This window comes from Paenibacillus sp. S02 (assembly GCF_019454065.1).
In the GTDB taxonomy this organism is placed as follows: domain Bacteria; phylum Bacillota; class Bacilli; order Paenibacillales; family Paenibacillaceae; genus Paenibacillus; species Paenibacillus polymyxa_B.
On sequence record NZ_CP073682.1, the window covers coordinates 4176772 to 4197628 of the forward strand.

Annotated in this window: 24 protein-coding genes and 1 pseudogene; 2 read left to right on the plus strand and 23 right to left on the minus strand. The window is 40.7% G+C overall.

All coding sequences use genetic code 11. The annotated features are described in order from the left end of the window. Positions 1–21 precede the first annotated feature (21 nt). The 8 genes from KAI36_RS18500 to KAI36_RS18535 all read right to left on the minus strand — a co-directional run bounded on the left by KAI36_RS18500 (position 22) and on the right by KAI36_RS18535 (position 7591). Positions 22–195 carry a hypothetical protein gene (locus tag KAI36_RS18500; protein ID WP_220025671.1) on the minus strand — a complete coding sequence of 58 codons (174 nt, stop codon included), beginning with the start codon at positions 193–195 and terminating at the stop codon, positions 22–24. A 376-nt stretch (positions 196–571) separates the two neighbouring features. Beyond that, the gene (locus KAI36_RS18505; protein ID WP_220025672.1) at positions 572–1645 is read right to left on the minus strand and encodes an ABC transporter substrate-binding protein; all 1074 of its coding nucleotides are present in this window, start codon (positions 1643–1645) and stop codon (positions 572–574) included. Continuing rightward, entirely contained in the window at positions 1642–2463 is an 822-nt protein-coding gene (locus tag KAI36_RS18510; RefSeq protein ID WP_220025673.1) for an ABC transporter permease, read from the minus strand. The genes KAI36_RS18505 and KAI36_RS18510 overlap by 4 nt, the downstream gene beginning before the upstream one ends. Continuing rightward, positions 2453–3265: an ABC transporter permease gene (locus KAI36_RS18515; protein WP_220025674.1), complete on the minus strand. Its 813-nt coding sequence runs from the start codon at positions 3263–3265 to the stop codon at positions 2453–2455. Before KAI36_RS18515 ends, KAI36_RS18510 begins: the two co-directional genes overlap by 11 nt. Continuing rightward, positions 3255–4364 carry an ABC transporter ATP-binding protein gene (locus KAI36_RS18520; protein ID WP_220025675.1) on the minus strand — a complete coding sequence of 370 codons (1110 nt, stop codon included), beginning with the start codon at positions 4362–4364 and terminating at the stop codon, positions 3255–3257. The genes KAI36_RS18515 and KAI36_RS18520 overlap by 11 nt, the downstream gene beginning before the upstream one ends. Positions 4365–4438: 74 nt before the next feature. Further along, a complete protein-coding gene (locus KAI36_RS18525) occupies positions 4439–5575 on the minus strand; it encodes an N-acetyldiaminopimelate deacetylase (protein WP_220025676.1) in 1137 nt (378 codons plus the stop codon). Between the two features lie 181 nt (positions 5576–5756). Next, positions 5757–6470 (minus strand): 2,3,4,5-tetrahydropyridine-2,6-dicarboxylate N-acetyltransferase, encoded by a 714-nt coding sequence (dapD, locus tag KAI36_RS18530; RefSeq protein WP_013311259.1) that lies wholly within the window; start codon positions 6468–6470, stop codon positions 5757–5759. 212 nt (positions 6471–6682) lie between these two features. Beyond that, positions 6683–7591: a hypothetical protein gene (locus tag KAI36_RS18535; protein WP_220025677.1), complete on the minus strand. Its 909-nt coding sequence runs from the start codon at positions 7589–7591 to the stop codon at positions 6683–6685. Between the two features lie 233 nt (positions 7592–7824). On the opposite strand from KAI36_RS18535, the gene KAI36_RS18540 reads away from it, so the two are divergent. Further along, positions 7825–8769 (plus strand): DMT family transporter, encoded by a 945-nt coding sequence (locus KAI36_RS18540; protein ID WP_053325833.1) that lies wholly within the window; start codon positions 7825–7827, stop codon positions 8767–8769. 75 nt (positions 8770–8844) lie between these two features. Beyond that, positions 8845–9708, plus strand: coding sequence for a sulfurtransferase (locus tag KAI36_RS18545; RefSeq protein WP_190297662.1), 864 nt, complete (start codon positions 8845–8847; stop codon positions 9706–9708). Positions 9709–9866: 158 nt separating this feature from the next. Here KAI36_RS18545 and KAI36_RS18550 read toward each other — a convergent pair whose 3' ends face one another. From KAI36_RS18550 to KAI36_RS18620, 15 genes and pseudogenes are all read right to left on the minus strand, one after another. Continuing rightward, positions 9867–10493 (minus strand): class I SAM-dependent methyltransferase, encoded by a 627-nt coding sequence (locus KAI36_RS18550; protein WP_220028167.1) that lies wholly within the window; start codon positions 10491–10493, stop codon positions 9867–9869. 21 nt (positions 10494–10514) lie between these two features. Beyond that, positions 10515–10970 (minus strand): DinB family protein, encoded by a 456-nt coding sequence (locus tag KAI36_RS18555; RefSeq protein ID WP_220025678.1) that lies wholly within the window; start codon positions 10968–10970, stop codon positions 10515–10517. Between the two features lie 235 nt (positions 10971–11205). Continuing rightward, positions 11206–11760 carry a hypothetical protein gene (locus KAI36_RS18560; RefSeq protein ID WP_220025679.1) on the minus strand — a complete coding sequence of 185 codons (555 nt, stop codon included), beginning with the start codon at positions 11758–11760 and terminating at the stop codon, positions 11206–11208. Between the two features lie 30 nt (positions 11761–11790). After that, positions 11791–12676: pseudogene (locus KAI36_RS18565) on the minus strand (class I SAM-dependent methyltransferase). Positions 12677–12922: 246 nt separating this feature from the next. Continuing rightward, entirely contained in the window at positions 12923–13489 is a 567-nt protein-coding gene (locus KAI36_RS18570; RefSeq protein ID WP_220025680.1) for a hypothetical protein, read from the minus strand. A 237-nt stretch (positions 13490–13726) separates the two neighbouring features. Continuing rightward, the gene (locus KAI36_RS18575; protein WP_220025681.1) at positions 13727–14152 is read right to left on the minus strand and encodes a protein export chaperone secb; all 426 of its coding nucleotides are present in this window, start codon (positions 14150–14152) and stop codon (positions 13727–13729) included. Between the two features lie 70 nt (positions 14153–14222). Then, positions 14223–14846, minus strand: a complete 624-nt coding sequence (locus KAI36_RS18580) for a hypothetical protein (protein ID WP_220025682.1) — start codon at positions 14844–14846, stop codon at positions 14223–14225. A gap of 203 nt (positions 14847–15049) precedes the next feature. Further along, positions 15050–15547, minus strand: a complete 498-nt coding sequence (locus KAI36_RS18585) for a GNAT family N-acetyltransferase (protein WP_023989595.1) — start codon at positions 15545–15547, stop codon at positions 15050–15052. 110 nt (positions 15548–15657) lie between these two features. Then, positions 15658–16107 (minus strand): hypothetical protein, encoded by a 450-nt coding sequence (locus KAI36_RS18590; protein ID WP_220025683.1) that lies wholly within the window; start codon positions 16105–16107, stop codon positions 15658–15660. Between the two features lie 150 nt (positions 16108–16257). After that, positions 16258–16887, minus strand: a complete 630-nt coding sequence (locus KAI36_RS18595) for a hypothetical protein (protein WP_220025684.1) — start codon at positions 16885–16887, stop codon at positions 16258–16260. A gap of 180 nt (positions 16888–17067) precedes the next feature. After that, positions 17068–17349 (minus strand): hypothetical protein, encoded by a 282-nt coding sequence (locus tag KAI36_RS18600; protein WP_061829680.1) that lies wholly within the window; start codon positions 17347–17349, stop codon positions 17068–17070. Positions 17350–17522: 173 nt separating this feature from the next. Then, a complete protein-coding gene (locus tag KAI36_RS18605; RefSeq protein WP_220025685.1) occupies positions 17523–18047 on the minus strand; it encodes a hypothetical protein in 525 nt (174 codons plus the stop codon). 771 nt (positions 18048–18818) lie between these two features. Then, positions 18819–19232 carry a GNAT family N-acetyltransferase gene (locus KAI36_RS18610; RefSeq protein ID WP_220025686.1) on the minus strand — a complete coding sequence of 138 codons (414 nt, stop codon included), beginning with the start codon at positions 19230–19232 and terminating at the stop codon, positions 18819–18821. Positions 19233–19321: 89 nt separating this feature from the next. Beyond that, positions 19322–19771: a GNAT family N-acetyltransferase gene (locus KAI36_RS18615; protein WP_220025687.1), complete on the minus strand. Its 450-nt coding sequence runs from the start codon at positions 19769–19771 to the stop codon at positions 19322–19324. Positions 19772–20107: 336 nt separating this feature from the next. After that, the gene (locus tag KAI36_RS18620; protein ID WP_220025688.1) at positions 20108–20677 is read right to left on the minus strand and encodes a TetR/AcrR family transcriptional regulator; all 570 of its coding nucleotides are present in this window, start codon (positions 20675–20677) and stop codon (positions 20108–20110) included. Between the last annotated feature and the right edge of the window lie 180 nt (positions 20678–20857).

Here is a 20857-nt window from a genome sequence, read left to right on the forward strand (position 1 = left end):
GGAGTTAAGATGGGAGAGGCGCTACGCAGTCCATTTGATCTTCCGATCGCTGTTGCTGGGGGATTCTTCAATTGTATAAAACATTTTATAGGTAAGATTCCCACTAAGCGTATGCTTCCGAAGTGAGCTTTCCTTTGGAAAGCTTTTAGGCGAACGCTGCCGCTTCTCCAGATTCAAATGGCCCGCTTCGCTCACTGCCCGCCTTAAAGTCCCTCCTTCCGCTAACATGTGTGTAGAGTAAGGGGAGCAGAAGTACAATACTCACCCGCCTCGCGCGGTGAGTAAACATAAAAAAGGCCTCTGAAGCACCCGTACAGGTGGTTCAGAGGCCTTTTCGTTCTTCCACTACTCCCACCGGCTATCGGCGTAGGGATTAATGGGTGCGTACCTTTAAGCACGGTGCAGCGGAGGGGGCGGAATGGTGCTGGACAAGCGGAGCGGGCACCTTTAAATTGAGATTTTAACCTTTAAATATTCAATCAAAAAAATCGGAATTTAACAGCGATGGTAAGCACCATCCGCCACCGCAGCGACCTTTAAAGCACCAACCCCTAATCCCAACGCCACTCCCCTACTTTAAATGCATTTTGAATTGCAGGAACAATTCATTGTAATGAGCGAGCATGCGCTTGCCTAGATTGTTGTATACTTCCAGCTTATCTGTAATTTCGGACGGAGGGTAAAAACGCTCGTCGCCAGAGATATCTTCAGGCAACAACTTCTTTCCATCCTCATTAGGTGTGGAGTATCCTACAAACTCGGCATTTTGAGCGGCTACATCGGGCTGCATCATGAAATTGATGAACTTATGGGCCGCATCCACATGGGTAGCGGTTTTTGGAATAACCATATTATCAAACCACAAGTTGGAGCCTTCATCTGGCACGATGTAATCGAGCTTCTCGTTCTCATCCATGATTTCAGACGCATCACCGGACCATACAACGCCGGCAGCAGCTTCCTCGTTTGCCAGCAGCATTTTAATCTCGTCACCAACAACCGCTTTAACATTGGGCGCTAATTTCTCCAACTTCGTCAAAGCCTGCTGCAAATGTGCCTCATTCGTATCGTTCAAGGAATAGTGAAGGCTGTTCAGTGACATCCCTACGACTTCCCTCGCACCATCAACCAACAGTAGGTTATTACGCAGCTTTGGATTCCACAGACCGTTCCAGCTATGAAAATCAATGCCTTTCGTCAGCTCCGGGTTAAACACAATCCCGACTGTACCCCAAAAATACGGTACCGAGTATTGGTTATTCGGATCAAACGAAAGATTTAGAAAATGAGAATCCACATGCTTCAAATTCGGCAGCTTGCTGTGGTCCAACGGGAGCAACAAGTGCTCCTGCTTCATTTTAGCCAAAGCATATTCCGAGGGAACCGCTACATCAAACGAAGTTCCTCCCTGCTCGATTTTCGTCAGCATCGCCTCATTGGAGTCAAATGTCTGATAAATGACAGTAATCCCCGTCTCCTTCTGAAACCGTTCCAGCAGCTCAGGGTCAATGTAGTCTCCCCAGTTGTACACCGTCAGTGTGTTACCACCGGAGTAGCCTTGACTGGAATTAAGCCATGCGGCCACCCCCATCAGCCCAAACGAGATGATGAAAATCGACAGAAACACACGCACAAGTGACTTCATCTAGGCACCCCCATTTCTGCCGCAGGCTCTTTTTTACCATTACGATTCGCCTTGCGCATAATAAAGTAGTAGCCCACCACCAGCAGCACAGTAAACAGGAAAATGAGCGTGGATAGCGCATTGATGGACAAGGAAACCCCTTGACGGGCACGTGAGTATATTTCCACCGATAAGGTCGAATAGCCACTGCCTGTCACAAAAAAGGTCACCGCAAAATCATCCAGCGAGTATGTTAACGCCATAAAGAAGCCCGCATAAATCCCTGGCTTGATAAAGGGTAGAATCACCTTGGTCAGCACATCAATTCGGCTGGCACCCAAATCACGCGCGGCATCGACCAGAGATGGACTCATTTCCTGCAACCTCGGCAAAATCATAATAACCGCAATCGGCACACTAAATGCAATATGGGATAATAAAACGGAGTAGAAACCCAGCTTAATCCCGACCATCGTGAACAAAATGAGGAAGGAAGCGCCAATAATGACGTCCGGGTTCACGATCAGTACATTATTGAGCGACAGCATCGTGTTTTTGACTCGACGGTTCTGCATCTGATGAATAGCCAGCGCACCCATGATGCCAATAATCGTAGCTAACGCAGACGACAGCAAAGCAATCACCAAGGTGTTAATGACAATAATGATCAAGCGAGTGTCTGCAAACACCTCTTTGTAATACTGGAGTGTAAAACCTTCAAACTCATGCATCGTCCCGCCGCTGTTGAAGGAATAGTACATCAAATACAAAATAGGCGCGTACAACACGAGAAAAACAATCACCAAATAAATATTCCCGAATCGGTTTTTATTTACCATGCCGCACCCTCCGTTTCGTTCCCGAGGTGAGCAGCATAATGATCCCCATCGCCAAAATCAGGAACACGGCAACCGTAGAGCCCATACCCCAATCCTGAGTAACCAGAAAATGCTGCTCTATCGCCGTCCCCAGTGTAATCACACGGTTACCTGCAATCAGGCGGGTAATCATAAACAGCGACAACGCTGGAATAAATACAGCCATGCAACCGGATCGCACACCCGCAAGCGTTAACGGGAAAATAACCCTGCGAAACGCGGTCCATTTGGAGGCTCCCAAGTCACGGGCTGCGTCCAGCAATGACGGGTTTAACCCTTCCAGCGCGTTATAGATGGGCAAAATCATAAAAGGCACAAAAATATAAACCGACACAAACACAAAGCTGGAGCTGGTAAACAATAATTGCTGACCACCCAACCCAACCATACCTAACACCGCATTCACCGGGCCATAGGTACCAAAAATCCCGATAAAAGCATACGTTTTGAGTAGCAAGTTAATCCAGGTCGGCAAAATAATGAGCAACAGCCACAGCTGCTTATGCTTGGTGCGTGTGAGCAAATATGCTGCCGGGTAAGCAACTAACAGTGAAAATAATGTGATCAGAAATGCATACCAAAACGAACTAAGCGTCATGCTCAAATAAACAGGTGTCAGAAACTGAGCATAGTTGTTGAAGGTGAGATGACCATCCACATCAAATAGTGAATAGTAAAACACAAGTACAACTGGAGCCGCCACAAACAGCACAATCCATAAATAGTAAGGCAGCAGATACGCTGCTCTCGTATTACCGGACATGCTGATCCACCTCTTCATAGGCTTCCAGACGCCGATCAAATTCTTCCTCTGTTTCCCCGAACCGCATCACATGGATCGCTTCCGGGTCAAATCGCAGACCGATTTCACTGCCCAGCTCCGCCTTTTTGGTAGAATGCACGAGCCACTCCTGACCCGAATCATCATAGCAGCTTATTTCATAGTGAACACCACGGAACAATTGGGTATCCACTTTTACACGTAGCTTGCCTTCAGCCACACTCGTAATCTCCAAGTCCTCCGGCCGTATCACAATTTCAATAGGCTCGTTCGGACGTAGTCCGCCGTCGACACATTCAAACTGTCGACCGTTAAATTCCACTTGGTAATCCGCAATCATCCGTCCTGGGACAATATTGGATTCGCCGATGAAATCAGCAACAAACCGATTGATCGGCTCATCATAAATATCATTAGGGGTACCACTCTGCTCAATCTTGCCTTTGTTCATGACAAAAATTTCGTCCGACATGGCCAGCGCTTCCTCCTGATCATGCGTAACGAAAATAAAGGTAATTCCAAGGCGCTGCTGCATTTCGCGCAAAATGTACTGCATTTCTGTACGCAGCTTTAAATCCAGTGCAGACAACGGTTCATCCAACAACAGAACATCAGGCTCATTGACGATAGCCCGTGCGATGGCTACACGCTGACGCTGTCCCCCGGACATCTCAGAAATTTCTCGCTCATCGTAGCCTTCCAGATTGACAAAGGACAACGCCTGTGTCACCTTCTCCTGAATGTCCTTTTTGTTCATCTTTTTGATGCGCAGACCGAAGGCCACATTTTCAAACACATTCAGATGCGGAAATAGCGCATAATCTTGAAAAACCGTATTAACCTGCCGCTCATTGGCTGGAACACGATTAATGAGTTTTCCATTCAAATAAATAGAGCCTTCTGTCGGCTCCGCAAAACCTGCAATCATACGCAGAATCGTTGTTTTACCACAGCCGGAAGGACCCAGCAGTGTATAAAATTTACCACGCTCAATCTCAAAGCTGACGTCCGCCAGCACTGGGGGATCGTTGTCATATTGCTTGGTCACCCGTTCAAATCGGATGATGGTTTGCTCTCCCATAACACCCTCCTTCAAAAATTCGACTTCATCCATTTCATTCTTCTCATTAAACATAATTATTCAGGGCGTATCATTTACCCTTGTGACTTCCATGTAAAATAGTCTGTCAGCACACGAATGGCTACACCAATCGCTTCCTCCGCAGGCTCCAGCTTGGCATGATGCAAACCATAAGGCGTATCAACACCAAGCCAGAACATCAGACCGGGAATTCGCTCCAGAAAATACCCGAAGTCTTCTCCGGTCATCGCTTCTCCGCATTCAATAAGCTGCACACCCTGCCGATTACGGACCCAGTTCATAAATTCCTCGGTCACCTGAGCTTCATTGTACACTTGCAAATAATTTGAGCCATAATGAATCTCTGCATGGCATTCAAACCCAGCTTCAACACCGCGCACCAGCGCTTCAATCCGTGATTTAACCAGCATCATCGTATCGGCTGACAACGTTCGAATCGTACCCTCCAAACGGGCGGTTTCCGCGATAATATTCTGCTTCGTGCCTCCGCTAACCTTACCCACGGTAATGACCGCTGCATCGAGTGGATTCACATTACGGGCTACAACCGTCTGTAATTGTCCCACCAGTTGGCAAGCAGCCACTACCATATCATTCGCCTTGTGTGGATACGCAGCATGCCCGCCCATACCCTTCAGATCGATGAAAAGCTCCGACGTATTGGCAAATAGGATGCCCGGGCGAGTCGCAATTGTACCGACAGGATATTCAGGTGCAACATGCAGCGCGACAATTTCATCGGGTATCCAGTCTGCCAGCTCCGTGCTGTCCCGCATAGGCAAGGCTCCGCCCGGCCCTTCCTCAGCCGGTTGAAACAACACAACCAGGTCATCCTTAATCGGATGGCTTGCAAAGTGAGTAACAATTCCCAATCCAATCGTCATATGTAAATCGTGTCCACAAGCATGCATATAGCCGGGATGAGTCGAACGGAAATCGTAACCTGTCTCTTCTTCAATCGGTAAACCATCCATATCACAACGATATCCATAGCGGCGTTCAGGAGCTGTTCCATGAATGAACACTAACACGCCCGTACGCCATGTACGAATTTCCAACCGCTCCTGAGGGAGCGTTTCCAAATAATCCAGCAAATATTGTTGTGTTTTGTACTCCTCAAAACCCGGCTCTGGAATTTGGTGTAAATCTCTTCGTATTTGGACAAAAGAACGATAGTCGACCGTACTCATTGCTGCTACGCCTCCTCTTTATAGCTCATCAGCTCTTATCTGGCAAAAGAACAAAAGGACAAAAGCCCGGCGCAGCCGCCGAGCCTTGTCCGTTGTGCTTCGTCCCTAAGTTATGCTGTCAGTGCATCATGCTTCTGACAAGGAATCGTTCACCTTTGGTACATAAAAAACTTTTGCCTTCTTACAGAACGCGCAGTTCTTTCAAAATCTCAGTTTTAGATTTGGTCTTATCATCGACCTGTTTGATCACACGTGCAGGTGTACCCGCCACTACGGAGTATTCAGGCACATCTTCAGTTACGACAGCTCCGGCTGCAACAACTGCACCTTTACCAATTCGCACGCCTTCCAATACGACCGAGTTCGCACCGATCAATACATCGTCTTCTACTACAACTGGCTGTGCAGATGGTGGTTCAATGACACCTGCCAGGACAACGCCTGCACCGATGTGGCACATGTTACCTACTTTAACACGACCGCCCAGCACAGCATTCATATCAATCATCGTTCCTTCACCAATGGTGACACCGATGTTAATTACTGCACCCATCATAATGACGGCGTTGTTACCGATGCCAACCATATCACGAATATATGCGCCTGGCTCAATGCGGGCATTGATGCCTTTCAGATCGAGCATAGGAACAGCAGAGTTACGGCGGTCATTTTCCACCACATAGTCTTCTTCTTTCGCGTTTGCGCTATCCAGTACAGGCTTGATATCAGCCCAATCACCAAATACAACACCACTGTCTCCAGAAATAAAGGCTTGAACATTCTCGCCAAAAGATGCGGAAGCCAAAGCTCCTTTTACATATACTTTAACAGGCGTCTTTTTCTTGCTGTTTTTAATCACGTTGATGACTTCTTGTGTATTCATTTCGATGGACATAGTAAATCTAACAACTCCTTCATCGCTTCATACGACTTCGCAAGCCGGAATGATCTTATTCTCTCATCCTTTATAGCACAAAAGTGCAGGTCTCGCAATTATAGATTAGACCCTTATAGCTCTAACCTAACCCTTAAAATAACAATTTCCAGCGGCAAAACTGCCTTAAATTCATGATTGTAAGCCGCCGACCATCCCATACCAAAGTAGGATTATTTATTAGCTTGCAGGCTCTCCAGCGATGTATAAATGAAGGATTCGAATCCTTCAGCAGGTTCACCTTGTGGAATGTTCACTTTCACGATGAAACCGCCTGTTTTATTTTCTACAACTATATATTGCTGTGTCATCTTCGAACTGCTCGCTTGTAAGAACAGACGGCTACTGGATAACGCTTCAGGTATGGCTGCTTTGTCCAGTTTTTGCACCTTACCGATGGAAGCTAGATCCTTTTCGCCTTCTTTTTGAAGCTCATCCAGATTAAAATCGGAGGGCAGCTTTGTAATTTCAGCATAATAGTTATCATCTACAGCCAAGGCAACACGGTTTTGATCGGGAAACAGGGACATCGGATCAAACACATACAGTGAATATCCCTCTCCTTTTGCCAATGTTGCTGTCTGCTTTTCCTTCTTTCCTTCAAGGGTAAGCTCAAAAGCTTGAGTTTTCGAGCGTTCCCCGCCTACTGCTTGACTGGAACTTCCGTTTTGACTGCTATCTTTTGCAGCCTCTGTTTTTTGTATTTTCGTTAAAGTCAGTTGCTTCGCCGTCGCGTCGCCCTCTACTGCTTTCTCGTTATATTCAAACGCTACTGTATCGCCTTCTTTAAGTCCAGCTATTACCGTGTCCATTCCCTCCCCCAATTGGAAGGATTGGGCTTCACCATTGGTTTCAATCTCTACCGTATGCGGGTCAGCAGCTCCATTGTATACACCTGTGCCTTTTTTAACCTCCGGCTCAGCGACTGGCTCCGGTTTAACTTGCGGTTGCTGTTGCGTTTGCGGTTGGTCTGCCCCTTGAGGTGCGTTGTTATTGGTTTGCGGTTTCGTTCCACAGGCTGACAGAGCCAGCACTGCCACTACAGTCAGTAGTATGATTGAAAATGTGTTTTGTTTTTTCATAAAATCCACCTCCACTATGATAGACGAGCTTGTGCAGCAAAAGTTCTACGCAGCATCTCACTTAAAATCCTACCTCCTGCTCCCATTTATAATATTCTCAGGATTTTGCAAAATCCTAATACCACGGGAATGTCAGGTACGGTATAATGGGCAGTATTAAACCTAATTTTTTGAGATACCGATGGAAGGAACATAGACGTATTTACTTTCTTCCATACGGATGGAGCTGCCACATGAATCAAGCACACAAACCGTCGTTTTCCTTTGAATTATTGTACATCGTAGGTATTATCGCTATTTCGTTCTCCTCGATCTTCGTAAGATGGTCTGAAGCCGAGGTGTCCGTCATCGCTATGTACCGTTTGTACCTAACCAATCTGATCATGCTGCCTTTGGTCTGGAAATACCGCACTGAGCTGTTTAGCCTGACCCGCAAGCAGTGGATGCTGATCCTCTGGTCCGGCATTGCGCTAGGGCTGCATTTCTTACTCTGGATGGGCTCACTGCGACTGACCACCGTTGCAAGCTCTACCGTTATTATGACATTGGAGCCGATCCTTGTCATGCTCGGTTCTTTTTTGTTTTTCCGGACGGGCACGAATCGTGCTATGCTCATCGGAATGGGTATGGCTTTTATCGGCTCACTGGCCATCGGAGCTGGAGACTTCCATGTCTCGGGACAAGCCCTGCTCGGGGACGCACTGTCCTTCTTGGGTATGGTAGCCGTGTCCATCCATATGCTGATGGGCAAGCATCTGCGCGAGCATTTGAGCGCGTTTGTGTATAATTTTTGGGTTTTCGCCATCGCAGCCACCTCACTTGCGCTGTATAATGTGGTCAATGCCATTCCTTTTACCGGATACGCTCCACGGGAATGGGGACTGTTCCTGCTGCTTGCCATTGTGCCTACGCTGTTCGGACATTACCTGTTTAACTGGCTACTCAAATACATTAACGCCACCGCGGTGTCGATGGCGGTACTCGGCGAGCCCGTTATTTCTTCCCTGCTAGCTTGGATGCTGCTCGGGGAAAGGCTGTCTACTTTACAATTTGGTGCAGGCTTTTTCATCCTGTTCGGGGTATGGATTTTTATCCGATATGGAGCGGATTTTAAAAAGAAAGTCATCCATCAAAGTGAGTTGCCCGACACTGAGCATCCCCTGAAGGCCAGCTCTTAACTTATTTACCCCATTTTCATAAACCATACTCAACGGATTAAATTTACTGTTAAATAAAGGAAGGCGGAATCCTCTATGAAATCCATCGTATCCAAACGCTGGCTGCTGGCCCGATTGTATGAGCCGGACATGATCATTGCTGACTGCCGTTCCCTGCTCGGACAAGCCGGGGCTGGACGGACTCAATTTAATGAAGACCATATTCCAGGGGCGGTTCACTTCGATTTGGAAGAAGACCTTACTGCTCCTCTTGGTGAGCATGGTGGTCGCCATCCATTACCTGATGCGGATACACTTGCCGCACGTCTGAGTCGTGCCGGGATCAACGCATCTTCACGCATCGTCGCTTATGATGACCAAGGTGGTATGATGGCTTCCCGCTTCTGGTGGCTCCTGCGCTATCTCGGGCATGAGCAGGTATATGTGCTGGAAGAGGGCTACAGCGCTTGGAAAGAAGCGAAGTTCCCGGTTACGGCAGACCAGCCAATTCGCATTCCAAGTACATTCACACCGAATGTACAGCCGCAAATGCTCACAAATATGCAAGAAGTGCAACGTGTATCCGAAGGTTCTGTTCCTGTTGGCTCCTATATCGGTTTTTCACCTATATTGATCGACTCCAGAGAGCGACTGCGCTACCTGGGACTGGAAGAGCCCATAGATCAAGCAGCGGGGCATATCCCAGGTGCGGTGAATTTCTTTTGGAAAGAAGTATTGGACGAAAAAGGCAGCTTTAAAAATGCGGAACAATTGCAGCAGCACTTTGCCGACCTTGATCCAAACGCAGAAATTATCGTGTATTGCGGTTCCGGCGTATCCGCCTGTCCCAATGTACTCGCCTTGAATGAAGCTGGATTTAGTAAGGTCCGTTTATATCCAGGAAGCTGGAGCGACTGGATCAGTTATGAGGAGAATCCGGTGGCGACCGGAGAGGAATAAAAAGTTTTCAACGAATATACAGGTTCTAAAGACAAATACACTGTCCTAGCGATTAGGCTTACGGCAGTGTATTTGCTTTGTTCAAAAGCACAAAAAATCCACTTGAGATAAGCGAAGCAATAAAACGATGTAGTAGAAGTGCTTGCTTCTTAGAATAGCTATCCAATCTTTTGAACAAATATATATCTTAATTCATATTTTTTCTGTTGTTTTTCTGCATATATCAGAGTTTCTCTTATGGAACCCGTTTCTAATATATTCAAATCATTAAAATGTTCTATTAAATCTTCTTCAGTAAAGAAGTGAGCATATTTCCCTTTCTTGTATTCATATGTTCCTTCTTCAATTTCCCTACCCACACCATTATTAAAATCACAATCAGAAAAACATGTGAAATACATTACTCCCAATTCCTTCAAATGCTTCACGCAATTCTGTATCAGTTTTTTTCGGTCTTCCAACAAAAATAAATGCAATAAATCATAACAATATATTCCATCATACCTTTGGTTTGTACTAAACTCTAATACCGATGCTTGAATAAAATTCGTTTTTAAATCCCATTCTTTTGCTAGATCTATAGCTGAACTAGATATCTCAATTCCATCAACCTGAAAATAAGAAGAGAACGCCTTCGTATTTCTTCCATATCCAGCACCAGGAACCAAAATATCATGTACATTATTCTTTTTGAACAAATCTATAGCTTGGGTTACAGTTTGACTTGGTTCACAACCCCAAATCATTCCTTCTTCAGTAAATCTTTTGTTCCAATAATCTCCCATATTATTCACCCGCCTATTTAATCACATTGCTTTTCTTTTAAGCTCATCAATCTGTCTTATATGATGTTGATCATGCCAGATAAAATCTCTTAAATATGATATTACAGTAAACTTCCCGTTAGCATATTCTTTAGTAAACTTATCGTCTTCAAAACTCTCTATACTCTCCAATATCATGTTACGGTACTGAATAGTCATTTTAATTAATTCTTCTTTCGTTTTTGTTTTTCCATATTCAATAGCATTCTGATTAAATTGTTCAAAATCCATATGTGTTAATGTCAAAGGTTTATTGTTCAATATGGGACTTATTGCTGCTTCAAAAAAGTATTTATCCCACAGTAGTATATGACTTACGATATCCTGAACTGACCATTTACCTTCAGCAATCGTTATTTGCCAATCCATTTCACGAATCTCAGAAACAAAACCGATCCATTCTTTGAACTCCTCTAGTAACCGTGACTTCTCATTCATGGTATCACACTCCTTTTTTCAAAATTCAATTATTTAGGATAACGTTTCTGTACTCATAAACCCCAAAGGGTTTGTCTGCTGAAAATCCTTTTTCGAGACTCCTTCTCGCAGACCTAGGCTCCGTCAGGAGACGCAGTTGAACATTAAGTATAGGATATCCAGCACATCTTTTTTGAGCTACTAACATCTTCTAATCCCACATAACTCACCTGATAAATAAGACGAATATTCTGTACTAACCAAACCAGAAAATCACTCTTACATCTTCAGCATTCCCTAATTTCAATAATTTTGGAATTGTTTCATTGATGAAGCCCGAACATGTATTTATAATATTTCTGTATTCCATAAATTGATCACAATAATAATTTTCATCCCATTTAAAATTTATTAACTCCTTCAATAATAGCCAACTGTGGTCATAAAAATCATCTTTATCCTCGAATGCAACCTCACTCAATTCAGGGGAAATATCCACCGGAAGACCTCTTGGCAAAGATATAAACTTTAGATTATGATCATTCCTAGTATTCGATAGAATACTAAATAAATCATAGTTTCTATCCCCACTGTAAAATTCATAAGGATCACTTGGTTTCAATTTAGAAGTCTTGTGTTCTGGATATAGATAGTAATAAGGGTTAACGGTCCACTTATCTGCACTTACCCAAGTAGCAGTATCATTTAATTCTTGCTTACTCTTTTTAATTTTTCTCCAAGCACCATCAATCTGTTCATATTCGTCTCTGAAATACCTTTTCTCTACAAAAAACCAAATATCTGTGCCCATATAACCTCCATAATGTTTTTTGCATATATCCTACTTTAAAAGTCTCTGTACTGTACCAAAGGAAATCTTCATATTAGGTGCATATACTAACCAAGATTCATCATTGAATTCTTTAGAAAATGTTGCTTCTGCTTCATATTGTTTTTGAGCTTCCGTTTCGTTTAATCCTCTAGACAATAAATTATTGATCACTTCTGAAGCATCATTAGGTTCTTGACCCAAGCCTTCTTCTTTCAAAGAACTATAAAGCATATTTTTACTTTCAAGATCCATGTTTTGATCAAGAAAGTTCACCTTATCGCTAACCCTACATCCTACATTTCTTAAGCCTAATTGGCTTAGCATGATCGGTAATTGTATGCCTATATTTCCGTCTTTCCCCGTACGCTTGTTATCTCTCTCATATAATTCCTGTAGAATACCTAAGCGAATGACGTTGCTTTGTTCAATCCCATCTAGATAATAATTCGCCATATTACCAATCCAATGTGGTTCAAAACAGATAACCATTCCGTTATCCTGAACACAATCAATCATCTTCTGTAGAATGCTCTTTGGATTAGGCATATGTAATAAAAAAGCATGACTGACTGCTATGTCATACTCCTTTTCTAATTCAACGTTTTCAATATCACACACTAAATTCAGCATCATAAAGGAGTTTTGAAAATATTTTATTGGCTTGCTTTATTAATTCCCTGCCCTTGTCAATGCCAGTATATGTTGATCCATTTGGTAGCAATGGAAGAAGCTTTAGTCCCAAATATCCAAAGCCGCATCCATAATCTATGATCTTTACAGGTTTATTTATCTTCCAAACCTTTTGTATAAGAAATTCCAAGTAATCATCGTTATAGTACAACCAGCGGGTATTTCTTAGATAATCAATTTTATTGTCCCAGTAATATTCAGACATAAAAAATTCCCCTTGTTATTTAATTTGGCGATTTCAGCTAACGTTTCTGTATTCATGCCCCCGAAAGGATTAAGGTGCTTCAGCACCGAGTCGAATACTTAGCCTTGCAAGGTTGATCGCCTGATCCCCTTCCCAGCTCATACCTCTGGACGACCCAAGGGCGATAGGCTCGCAGCGTGAATACTGTGATATCTAATTACGTCGCTTCTTTGAATAACTAATTCCTAATAGCTAAAATCTAAATGCTTACAAAATGTATTTCTTTAAAATATCTAGTTCGTCTTTCAAATTAGTTTCTATTTTTTCAATCCAATCATTTGGATTTCTAATTGTAGTTGGAAAGCTGCTCTTATTCTCAAGATAATATTTCAATTGAAGATAACTACTAATCGGAAAATCTTGAGCATACCATTGTTTTCTATATCCTAAAATTCCATGATCCTTTAGTAATACTTCCATTGATTGTACAACCTCTGATATGAATTCATTAAAGTTACATTCTTCACTGAACTCTAATTTCCCTGGATGTGTCTTTATCCCATCTTCATAGACAGTTATATTAACTTGCACCTTTTCTTGTGATTTCTTTACAATTTTCCAGTTATGTATAGCTGGTTCCGAATCCCAATCAAAGTGAACAATACTTTTAACTTCATCCGCAGGTGTACATTCAGGCAACAACACTTCAATTGCTCTTACTAAGTCAATTAATGGCTCAGAGAGATAGCTTGGAGAAATATAAATTTCCGAATTTTCAATTCGAAGATGTACATCTGCCCAACCAATATTACTTAGTGTATAAGTAAATTTCATGTATATTCTCCTTTTCAATATTACCGTTATTTCGGCTAACGTTTGTGTATTCACGAACATGCGAACCTTAAGGCTCTGTAGAAGCTATCCGCTACGTGGTTAAGTTCTCAGACGGTCCACTGAATTCGCTTCTTGGGTCGCATCTAGTGGACCAAGGAAGCGAAAGCGGCCACAGTGTGAATTACGATGTTAGGTGGAATGCACTGAAATACTCACATAAATAATTCAATTTTCCCTTCAGGGCTCTACTCGAACTAATACCTCTTCCATAGTCATTTCTGGAGTTATAATTATCGTTTTGTTTAGGTTCCGACTTAAATCTTTTAGGAAGTTCATGAGTACATCTATTTTTTTCTCTGAGTCTATCTGTATTGGTGAAATATCAAATTCAATTACGCTTCCTTCATAAAAATGCCCACAAATATCAATTTCACTATATTCAATAGTTATCCCAATACTTGCTTCTTTTTTTATTCTTAACAATTCAGTAATATCCCTAATTCTAGTTATTACCCCATCTATAGTCACTCGATAATTAATTTCATTACTTTCCAAATAATCAAAAACCAAAGCCCATACTTGGATCTCTGTATCCAATATATAAATGTCCCTTAGACTTCCATCTTTAAAGAATACTTCATTCATTAGTTCATAATAATTCATGCAAACCTCCTAACACTCCGTATTTCACCTAACGTTCTTATATCTACAAGCCCTCACTATCTATTAGCTTCTAATCTTCATTCATTCTATCTGCTCGTATCCAGCTCATTTCCTCAATGTTTAATAATTCTTTAAACTCTTCTACTAACTGATGCTCAGATTCCAGTTGTGTATAGTAATTATTATTCAAAATATCGTCTAATTGTTTTATTCGCTCATTATCTAGTTCAAAAAATCTAAATGTTTTTAGATTGCAATTTGTAAACTGTTTTGCTATTTTCTCATTGTATTCATTAGATCTCAGAACTTCTTCAATTAATTCAATTCTGATTTTGTCCCCTCTAGGGTCGACATATAAAAATTCAATGTGATCTTCCTCTGGATATCTTTCTTCTGCAAGCTTAATAATTGAAGTATCTAATAACACATATGATATATGAAGACTTGCTATCTCTTGTGAATTGTAAACTACACGGTATCCCCAACAGTGATCTTCAAAATTATAAAAATATAACACCGGGATTTTTTCTGAAATTTGAAATAGACTTTCTGGAATTTCTTCACTTTCTTCTGTATCTTTGGTTACGAAAACAAACCATTTGTCATTTAAATCCTCAGCGTATATAGGATCATGCTCAAGAATTGCTTCTTTATATTTCAATAGTGATAAGCTTCCTGAAGTCAATTCACTCATTGTTTTGGCTCCTTTTTGTTTTTATTCATATTTCAGATTACGTTTCTGTATTCATAAACCCGAAGGGTTGTCTGCTGAAATGCCTCTCCGAAATCCACCTCGCAGACTCAGAATCCGTAAGGAGCCGCTGCTTGGATATGATGTTAGGCGATACCCTTGATATCTTTTGAGTTCCTTAAAATAATCCATATTACTACTGTATTTTAACTTCTCAAATCGACAACCATCGTGATTGATGAATCAACTTTCCCAACTTCTTTAAATCCGAATCTCTCGTAGAGTTTCATTGCCGCTGCATTGCTCGGATCAACACTGAGGGATAATTTTTTTATATTCCTCTTCCTAGCTTCTTTAAATAATTCATCCATTAAGGCCATTCCGATTTTTCTTCCCCTGTATTCTTTTAACAAAGCCATTCCTAGTTCGGGTACATCATTATCAATAAATCCAAATCCCTTATTATCCTCGTTAAAATATCGAACTGTTATTGATCCAACGGGTTCACCCTCATGGTTCATTGCTATAAATCCAAAATCCCCATCTCTTCCCCAACCTTCAATATATTTTGATATATAAGGGTCTTTTATTATCGCTTTATCGAATGGCTCTTGACCTTCTGGGACAAATAATGATTCATATAACATCTCCCATAAAAAAAACACATCATCTTCTATTATTGGTCGGATTCTGTATTGCATCATTGAAGTTACCTCATTTCTAGATTCTCAAATGTTTCACCTAACGTTTCTATATTTTCCATAAGAGCCGTAGCTTGAATATTATGTTATGCAATTCCTCCATCCTCTCCAAATCAACATTCCAAAGCTTGGCTTGCTTCTGTTAATTCATCATTGGCCTCTAAATATTTTAATATTTTTTCAATATCATCGTGGTCCATTGTTTTCGTTATAATAAGATGTTTAATATTAAATCCTGGTGGTTCCATTTCTTTTTTAAAGTGATTTACTAATTTTTGAGGGGTTGTCACCAAACTCCATCGTTCACTTCCATCCGAAAAAGTAAGGGTCACCTCCACCAAATCAAATTCCTTTGGATCATCATCAAACTTCCATCTTTCTAAATAAGGCACTTCTATATTTCCTTCAATAAAATGAGCTTTTGATATCCAAACTGCTTTTCCATGGTTTCCAATAATTCTATACTTGTCCCTATCTTCTTTTTTTACGATGTATTTATTGCCTCGTGTAAGTGCATGACCATAAACGCCTATACTTATACAAGTTATGATTGGTCCCTCCATCAATTCACTTCCATACCGTATTTAATTTACTGAGATTTCGCATAACGTTCCTGTATTCATGAACCCCAAAGGGGGTGTCTGCTGAAATTCCTCTTCGAAATCGACCTATCAGACCAAGGCTCCGTCAGTAGCTGCTGCTTGAATATGATGTTAAGCAATGTCATTGCCTTCCATGATTATTCTGACACATCTGTTCCAGTCTTTATCATCTGTATTGATTTCTCTTGTAGGCACTTTCGATTGTTTGGCTTGTTCTCTTAACATATTTTGTGTTTCCAATAATTCGTTTACTGACATTTTTACTGCTTCAGGCTTGTTTATCCATTCACTTGGATTTCTGCTTATAATTCTTTCTTCAGCCATTTCAGGAGAAATTGTTAGCAATATGCACTCTGCACCTAGAGATACGAGTTTTTCTTCAATTGTCATGACTTCAATGTGGTCTGAGTTGGAGAAAGCTACCCTGTGATTAAGGTGGAATCTTTCTAAAACGTAAAATAATCCTCTGGCCCTTCTTGATGCAGGCCCTAACTGTACAGCCCATTCATTGAGCTTTGTTAACATTTCTGTTCTTTCCTTCAGTAAGGTTAAATGCTCTTCTTGAGATAAACTTAAAAACTTCCCATGCTTGTTATTCAATATTTGTGTGTAATGTTCACCAAGAATAACTACACTTCTCTCTGTCGATTCATCCTGTGATTGGTACTGCTTAATAGCCCTCAATACCGATGTCTTACCAGCATTAGAAAATCCCTCAAGAATTACTCCTTTGATATGCATGCTTTTCCCTCTCTATACCCAGCAATGACTTCGCTTAACGTTCCTGAAATCATGAACCCCTCAAGAGGTTGTCTTTGTCTGCCTGATCAAACCTCCCCGGAATGCCTCTTGCAGACCAAGGCCGTCAGGCTTGCAGCAATAATATTTTGTTATGAGAATTTACATTGAGTTACCTACACATTATCTACTCAAATCTTCTAAAAGCCCTTTGATATTCTTTCTAAAATCTTCAACCTTCATTTTGTTTCCATAATGGTCTAATATGTCTTTAAATATCCCACTCTCGACACATAACTCAAAATCATTCAGTTGGTCAATTAATTCATTAATGACTTCACCTGATTCCATTTGTTTATAGAGCTCTGTATATTCTTTCAACATTTTTATATCTGAATCATAATTGCTATAAAACATTGCGAAAAAATGCTCTAATGTAACGTACTCTTCATCCTTTGTATTCAATGTTTGTCACCTCATAAAATGTAGTGTAACTTCTATTTGTTTTGACTTATTAATAATTTCTCATAACGTTTCTGTATTCAAGAACCCGTCAGGGGTTGTCTGCTGGAATCCCTCTTGCAGATTGAGGCTCCGAAGGGGCTCAATTTGAATATTATGTTACTCTGCTGTTGCTACTACTTAGAATCAGCATTCAATTTATTAATCTGTTGTGTATTTTCTATTCTTAGTTTTTCTATGTGTTCATTGATTATATTTTTCCCTTCAATTGTATTAAGAAATTCTCTGACCTCATTATCTATTGTCCTTCTCCTATTATCCAAAATGGATTGTGCTTTTTCGGTTTTAAACCCAATTAGTGTTATTGCTATACCTAAGCTAATTAGTGTAAAGGCGTCACTAAAAGTATTAACTTCTTTGACAGAAATATTGATCTTTATATTAGGCAAAACGATTATAGCCATCACCGCACACCCAAGAAATATAGAACGTAAACTGAATAGAAATTTACTTAGCATGAATCCTTTCTTTATCCATATGCCTTCAACAATAAATTCCAGCAAGTCATATATTATAAGAAAGAACGCTGCAATTGAGATATATAACAACCATTTTCCAGTAGCATTCATAAAAGGGGTTAGTCTTAATACTGATAAAATAATAAAACCAACTCCAGTTATCTTAGTGAAAGTTGTGGTCAAGATACTCTCCTCCTATTATACCTTTTAGGCTTTGAGAATTGCAGATAACGTTCTTGTATTCCGAATCCTCACTGCCTTAAGGGACGTCAATCCCGGCCGCGATGTGGTTAGGCAGTGCAGGGTTGGCTGCCTGGATCCGCTCTACGAAAGCCTCGAGAAGACCAAGAAACGTCAGCGACGCAGCGTAATATATTGTTATCTGATGTATGATTTTCTCCGAATGCTCTCTCTAATATTGTGTTCTCTGTGTTGTTGACTCCTTTAACCATTCTTTTAACCCATCTGTACTTATATAAATATCAGTTCCAATTCTAATAATGGGAAACATCTTGCCAGAATATGAACCAGTGGTCTTTAATATAGTTTCCTCACTAGATATGATTATTCTTACTTGGGGTTCAGTTATATTCAAGTATTCAGCTGTTTCTTTGATTGTCATTAGTGGTTTATATTCTTTTTGAATTGTTCCGTCTTTATTCAGCTCTTTATCTCCAGTGTGACTAATAAAAAGCCACTAATAATAATTGATAAACCTAATATGAAGGAACTAATTATTGTACTTAGATTTAGTCGCTTCATTGCCCTTGCCTCCTATAAATAAATTAATCATTTAATCGTATTTCAGATAACGTCTCTGTATTCATGAGCCCCGTCAGGGGTTGTCCGCTGAAATCCCTCTTCGAAATTCAACTCCCAGACCTAGGCTCCATTGTGGACGCAGCTTGAATATTATGTTGTCAGATGTCAGTACCTGCCTTGATTTACTCAACGTTAATTTTGGTTCAACTTCTTTGTCAGTATTATTTCCAGTGGTTCGTTCTCAAGCATTAAACATCCAGCATCTTTATATCCAAGCTTTCTATAAAAATGTTGAGCTTCTTCATTCGACTGTGTTGAGGTCATGACCATTTCAAATCCTTTTTGTTTCATTAATTCTTCCCAATAGTGGACAACTTTTTTACCAATACCTGTTCCTCTATACTCCTCATCTATCCATATCATATTCATAAATGGTGTGTTGTCCCAAAAAAATCCATATCTCATCCAACCTATTTCTTCATTGGATTCTCTAATTATTAGAATTTCATTTTCTTTTATTTTTGGTCTTATCAGTGTCTTATGTATGTGCTTGTCTCTTAACGAGATATACTCATAATCTGATTCAATCGCAAAATCAATCTTCATTGTAAATCCTCCCTTTCACTCTTCTCATTGAATATCTTCTTGGTAACACTTAGCACTGATGTCTCATAACGTTTGTACATTACATAAGTTTATAAAGTCTTTTTAAAAATGTATAAGTCACCTTCTTCTCTAACTTTAGTAAACCCACACTTTGAATAGAAGTGATGATTCTTGACACTCCAGCTAGGAGTATCCAGCCACCATTCAGTGTTGTCTGGAAATTTACTTTCAATTTTCTCCATCACCTTCGTTCCGATTCCTTGATTTTTAAAATTTTGATCAATAAAGATTCTTCCTAGATTATGCACTTGATTACATTCTACAAATATCATAGCTCCCCCGATTATTTCTCCATTAAAGAGCACCTTGAAATATTCGCAATTTTGCATCATCTCTTCTTGCCAACTTATGGAGTCATATCCTATTGGCCCAACGATTTCGTTATTCTTAAAATGCTTTGACTCATCCTCAAAACTGGCCTTTTGTATTTCAGCAAGTTTTTGTGCATCATTTTTTCTAGCTTTTTCTAGTGTCAGCACCAAATATACCTCCATTTTTTATTTTTTCCGGGGTTGTCTGATGAAACGCCTCCTAGACCTCCATCCCAACAGGCTAAAGCTCCGTGAGGACTCGATGCTTGAATATTATATTATCAGAAGTTACCGAACTTCTTCACTATGCATTCAAAATCAATCTGCAAATTTTTTTATCAGCGAATTTTCTTATATGGTCTTTTTTCGTTTTGTAGTTTGATTATTAGTTCATATGCATCTCTTTCACTTTTCTGAGCTTTTAGTGACTCTTCTTCTTTATTTCTATTTCTATCATTTGAACCACTATTCCACCAGCATCAAAAAAGCCTCTAAATTAGAGACTCAAATGGACGATGTTCGTTCGTGTCCCTCGACACCACGGTTCAGCAAATTCCAAAATTGTTCAACCATGACCGATGCCGGATATGGCATCGAACGGGTAATCCACCATTCCAATACCCCCACTGCCGCTGAAATTAAAAATTGCACCGTAATGTCCCTGTTCATATCCTGATCGAGGTTGATCGAATCCAGATGCTCGCTCAGACTTTGCCGAAACATTGTCTCCATTTGGTTTCGAAAAACCGTACTTCCCTTGTTCGTCAGCATTCTAGAGTAGAATGAAGCATGCTGCTCCAAATATTCAAACGTGCGCAGTAGTGCGGTTTTGGAAGGGACATGAAAGAAGTTATCTTCAGACATACAATTGCGTAGTAACTCGTTAATTTGAGCTTCCATGCATTGATCGCGCAGATCGTACTTGTCAGCGAAATGCAAATAAACCGTTCCACGATTGACATTCGCTTCCTCCGCAATTTGACTGATCGTAATTCTCTCGAATTCCTTTTCTGACATCAGCCTCATAAAAGCATCAATAATGGCTTGCCTCGATTTTTGAATACGCCTGTCCATATCCTTCTCCCCTTTGTACCATCCGAAAAAATGAACACTTCGAAGTCCTCTGTTGAAAAATCAACAACCACGCTTGTTTTAACCATTGAACCCCATATACCGCTCTGATACATTCACTTTATAAAATTTATGTTGATGATTCAACATATGTTCAATTTTAGAGGAGCCATACTCATGAAA

Excerpts from the sequence above, each read along its gene's own strand:
- KAI36_RS18505 (WP_220025672.1), bottom strand. The coding sequence starts at position 1,645 with ATGAAGTCACTTGTGCGTGTGTTTCTGTCGATTTTCATCATCTCGTTT.
- KAI36_RS18510 (WP_220025673.1), bottom strand. The coding sequence starts at position 2,463 with ATGGTAAATAAAAACCGATTCGGGAATATTTATTTGGTGATTGTTTTT.
- KAI36_RS18515 (WP_220025674.1), bottom strand. The coding sequence starts at position 3,265 with ATGTCCGGTAATACGAGAGCAGCGTATCTGCTGCCTTACTATTTATGG.
- KAI36_RS18520 (WP_220025675.1), bottom strand. The coding sequence starts at position 4,364 with ATGGGAGAGCAAACCATCATCCGATTTGAACGGGTGACCAAGCAATAT.
- KAI36_RS18525 (WP_220025676.1), bottom strand. The coding sequence starts at position 5,575 with ATGAGTACGGTCGACTATCGTTCTTTTGTCCAAATACGAAGAGATTTA.
- dapD (WP_013311259.1), bottom strand. The coding sequence starts at position 6,470 with ATGTCCATCGAAATGAATACACAAGAAGTCATCAACGTGATTAAAAAC.
- KAI36_RS18535 (WP_220025677.1), bottom strand. The coding sequence starts at position 7,591 with ATGAAAAAACAAAACACATTTTCAATCATACTACTGACTGTAGTGGCA.
- KAI36_RS18540 (WP_053325833.1), top strand. The coding sequence starts at position 7,825 with ATGAATCAAGCACACAAACCGTCGTTTTCCTTTGAATTATTGTACATC.
- KAI36_RS18545 (WP_190297662.1), top strand. The coding sequence starts at position 8,845 with ATGAAATCCATCGTATCCAAACGCTGGCTGCTGGCCCGATTGTATGAG.
- KAI36_RS18550 (WP_220028167.1), bottom strand. The coding sequence starts at position 10,493 with ATGGGAGATTATTGGAACAAAAGATTTACTGAAGAAGGAATGATTTGG.
- KAI36_RS18555 (WP_220025678.1), bottom strand. The coding sequence starts at position 10,970 with ATGAATGAGAAGTCACGGTTACTAGAGGAGTTCAAAGAATGGATCGGT.
- KAI36_RS18560 (WP_220025679.1), bottom strand. The coding sequence starts at position 11,760 with ATGGGCACAGATATTTGGTTTTTTGTAGAGAAAAGGTATTTCAGAGAC.
- KAI36_RS18570 (WP_220025680.1), bottom strand. The coding sequence starts at position 13,489 with ATGAAATTTACTTATACACTAAGTAATATTGGTTGGGCAGATGTACAT.
- KAI36_RS18575 (WP_220025681.1), bottom strand. The coding sequence starts at position 14,152 with ATGAATTATTATGAACTAATGAATGAAGTATTCTTTAAAGATGGAAGT.
- KAI36_RS18580 (WP_220025682.1), bottom strand. The coding sequence starts at position 14,846 with ATGAGTGAATTGACTTCAGGAAGCTTATCACTATTGAAATATAAAGAA.
- KAI36_RS18585 (WP_023989595.1), bottom strand. The coding sequence starts at position 15,547 with ATGATGCAATACAGAATCCGACCAATAATAGAAGATGATGTGTTTTTT.
- KAI36_RS18590 (WP_220025683.1), bottom strand. The coding sequence starts at position 16,107 with ATGGAGGGACCAATCATAACTTGTATAAGTATAGGCGTTTATGGTCAT.
- KAI36_RS18595 (WP_220025684.1), bottom strand. The coding sequence starts at position 16,887 with ATGCATATCAAAGGAGTAATTCTTGAGGGATTTTCTAATGCTGGTAAG.
- KAI36_RS18610 (WP_220025686.1), bottom strand. The coding sequence starts at position 19,232 with ATGAAGATTGATTTTGCGATTGAATCAGATTATGAGTATATCTCGTTA.
- KAI36_RS18620 (WP_220025688.1), bottom strand. The coding sequence starts at position 20,677 with ATGGACAGGCGTATTCAAAAATCGAGGCAAGCCATTATTGATGCTTTT.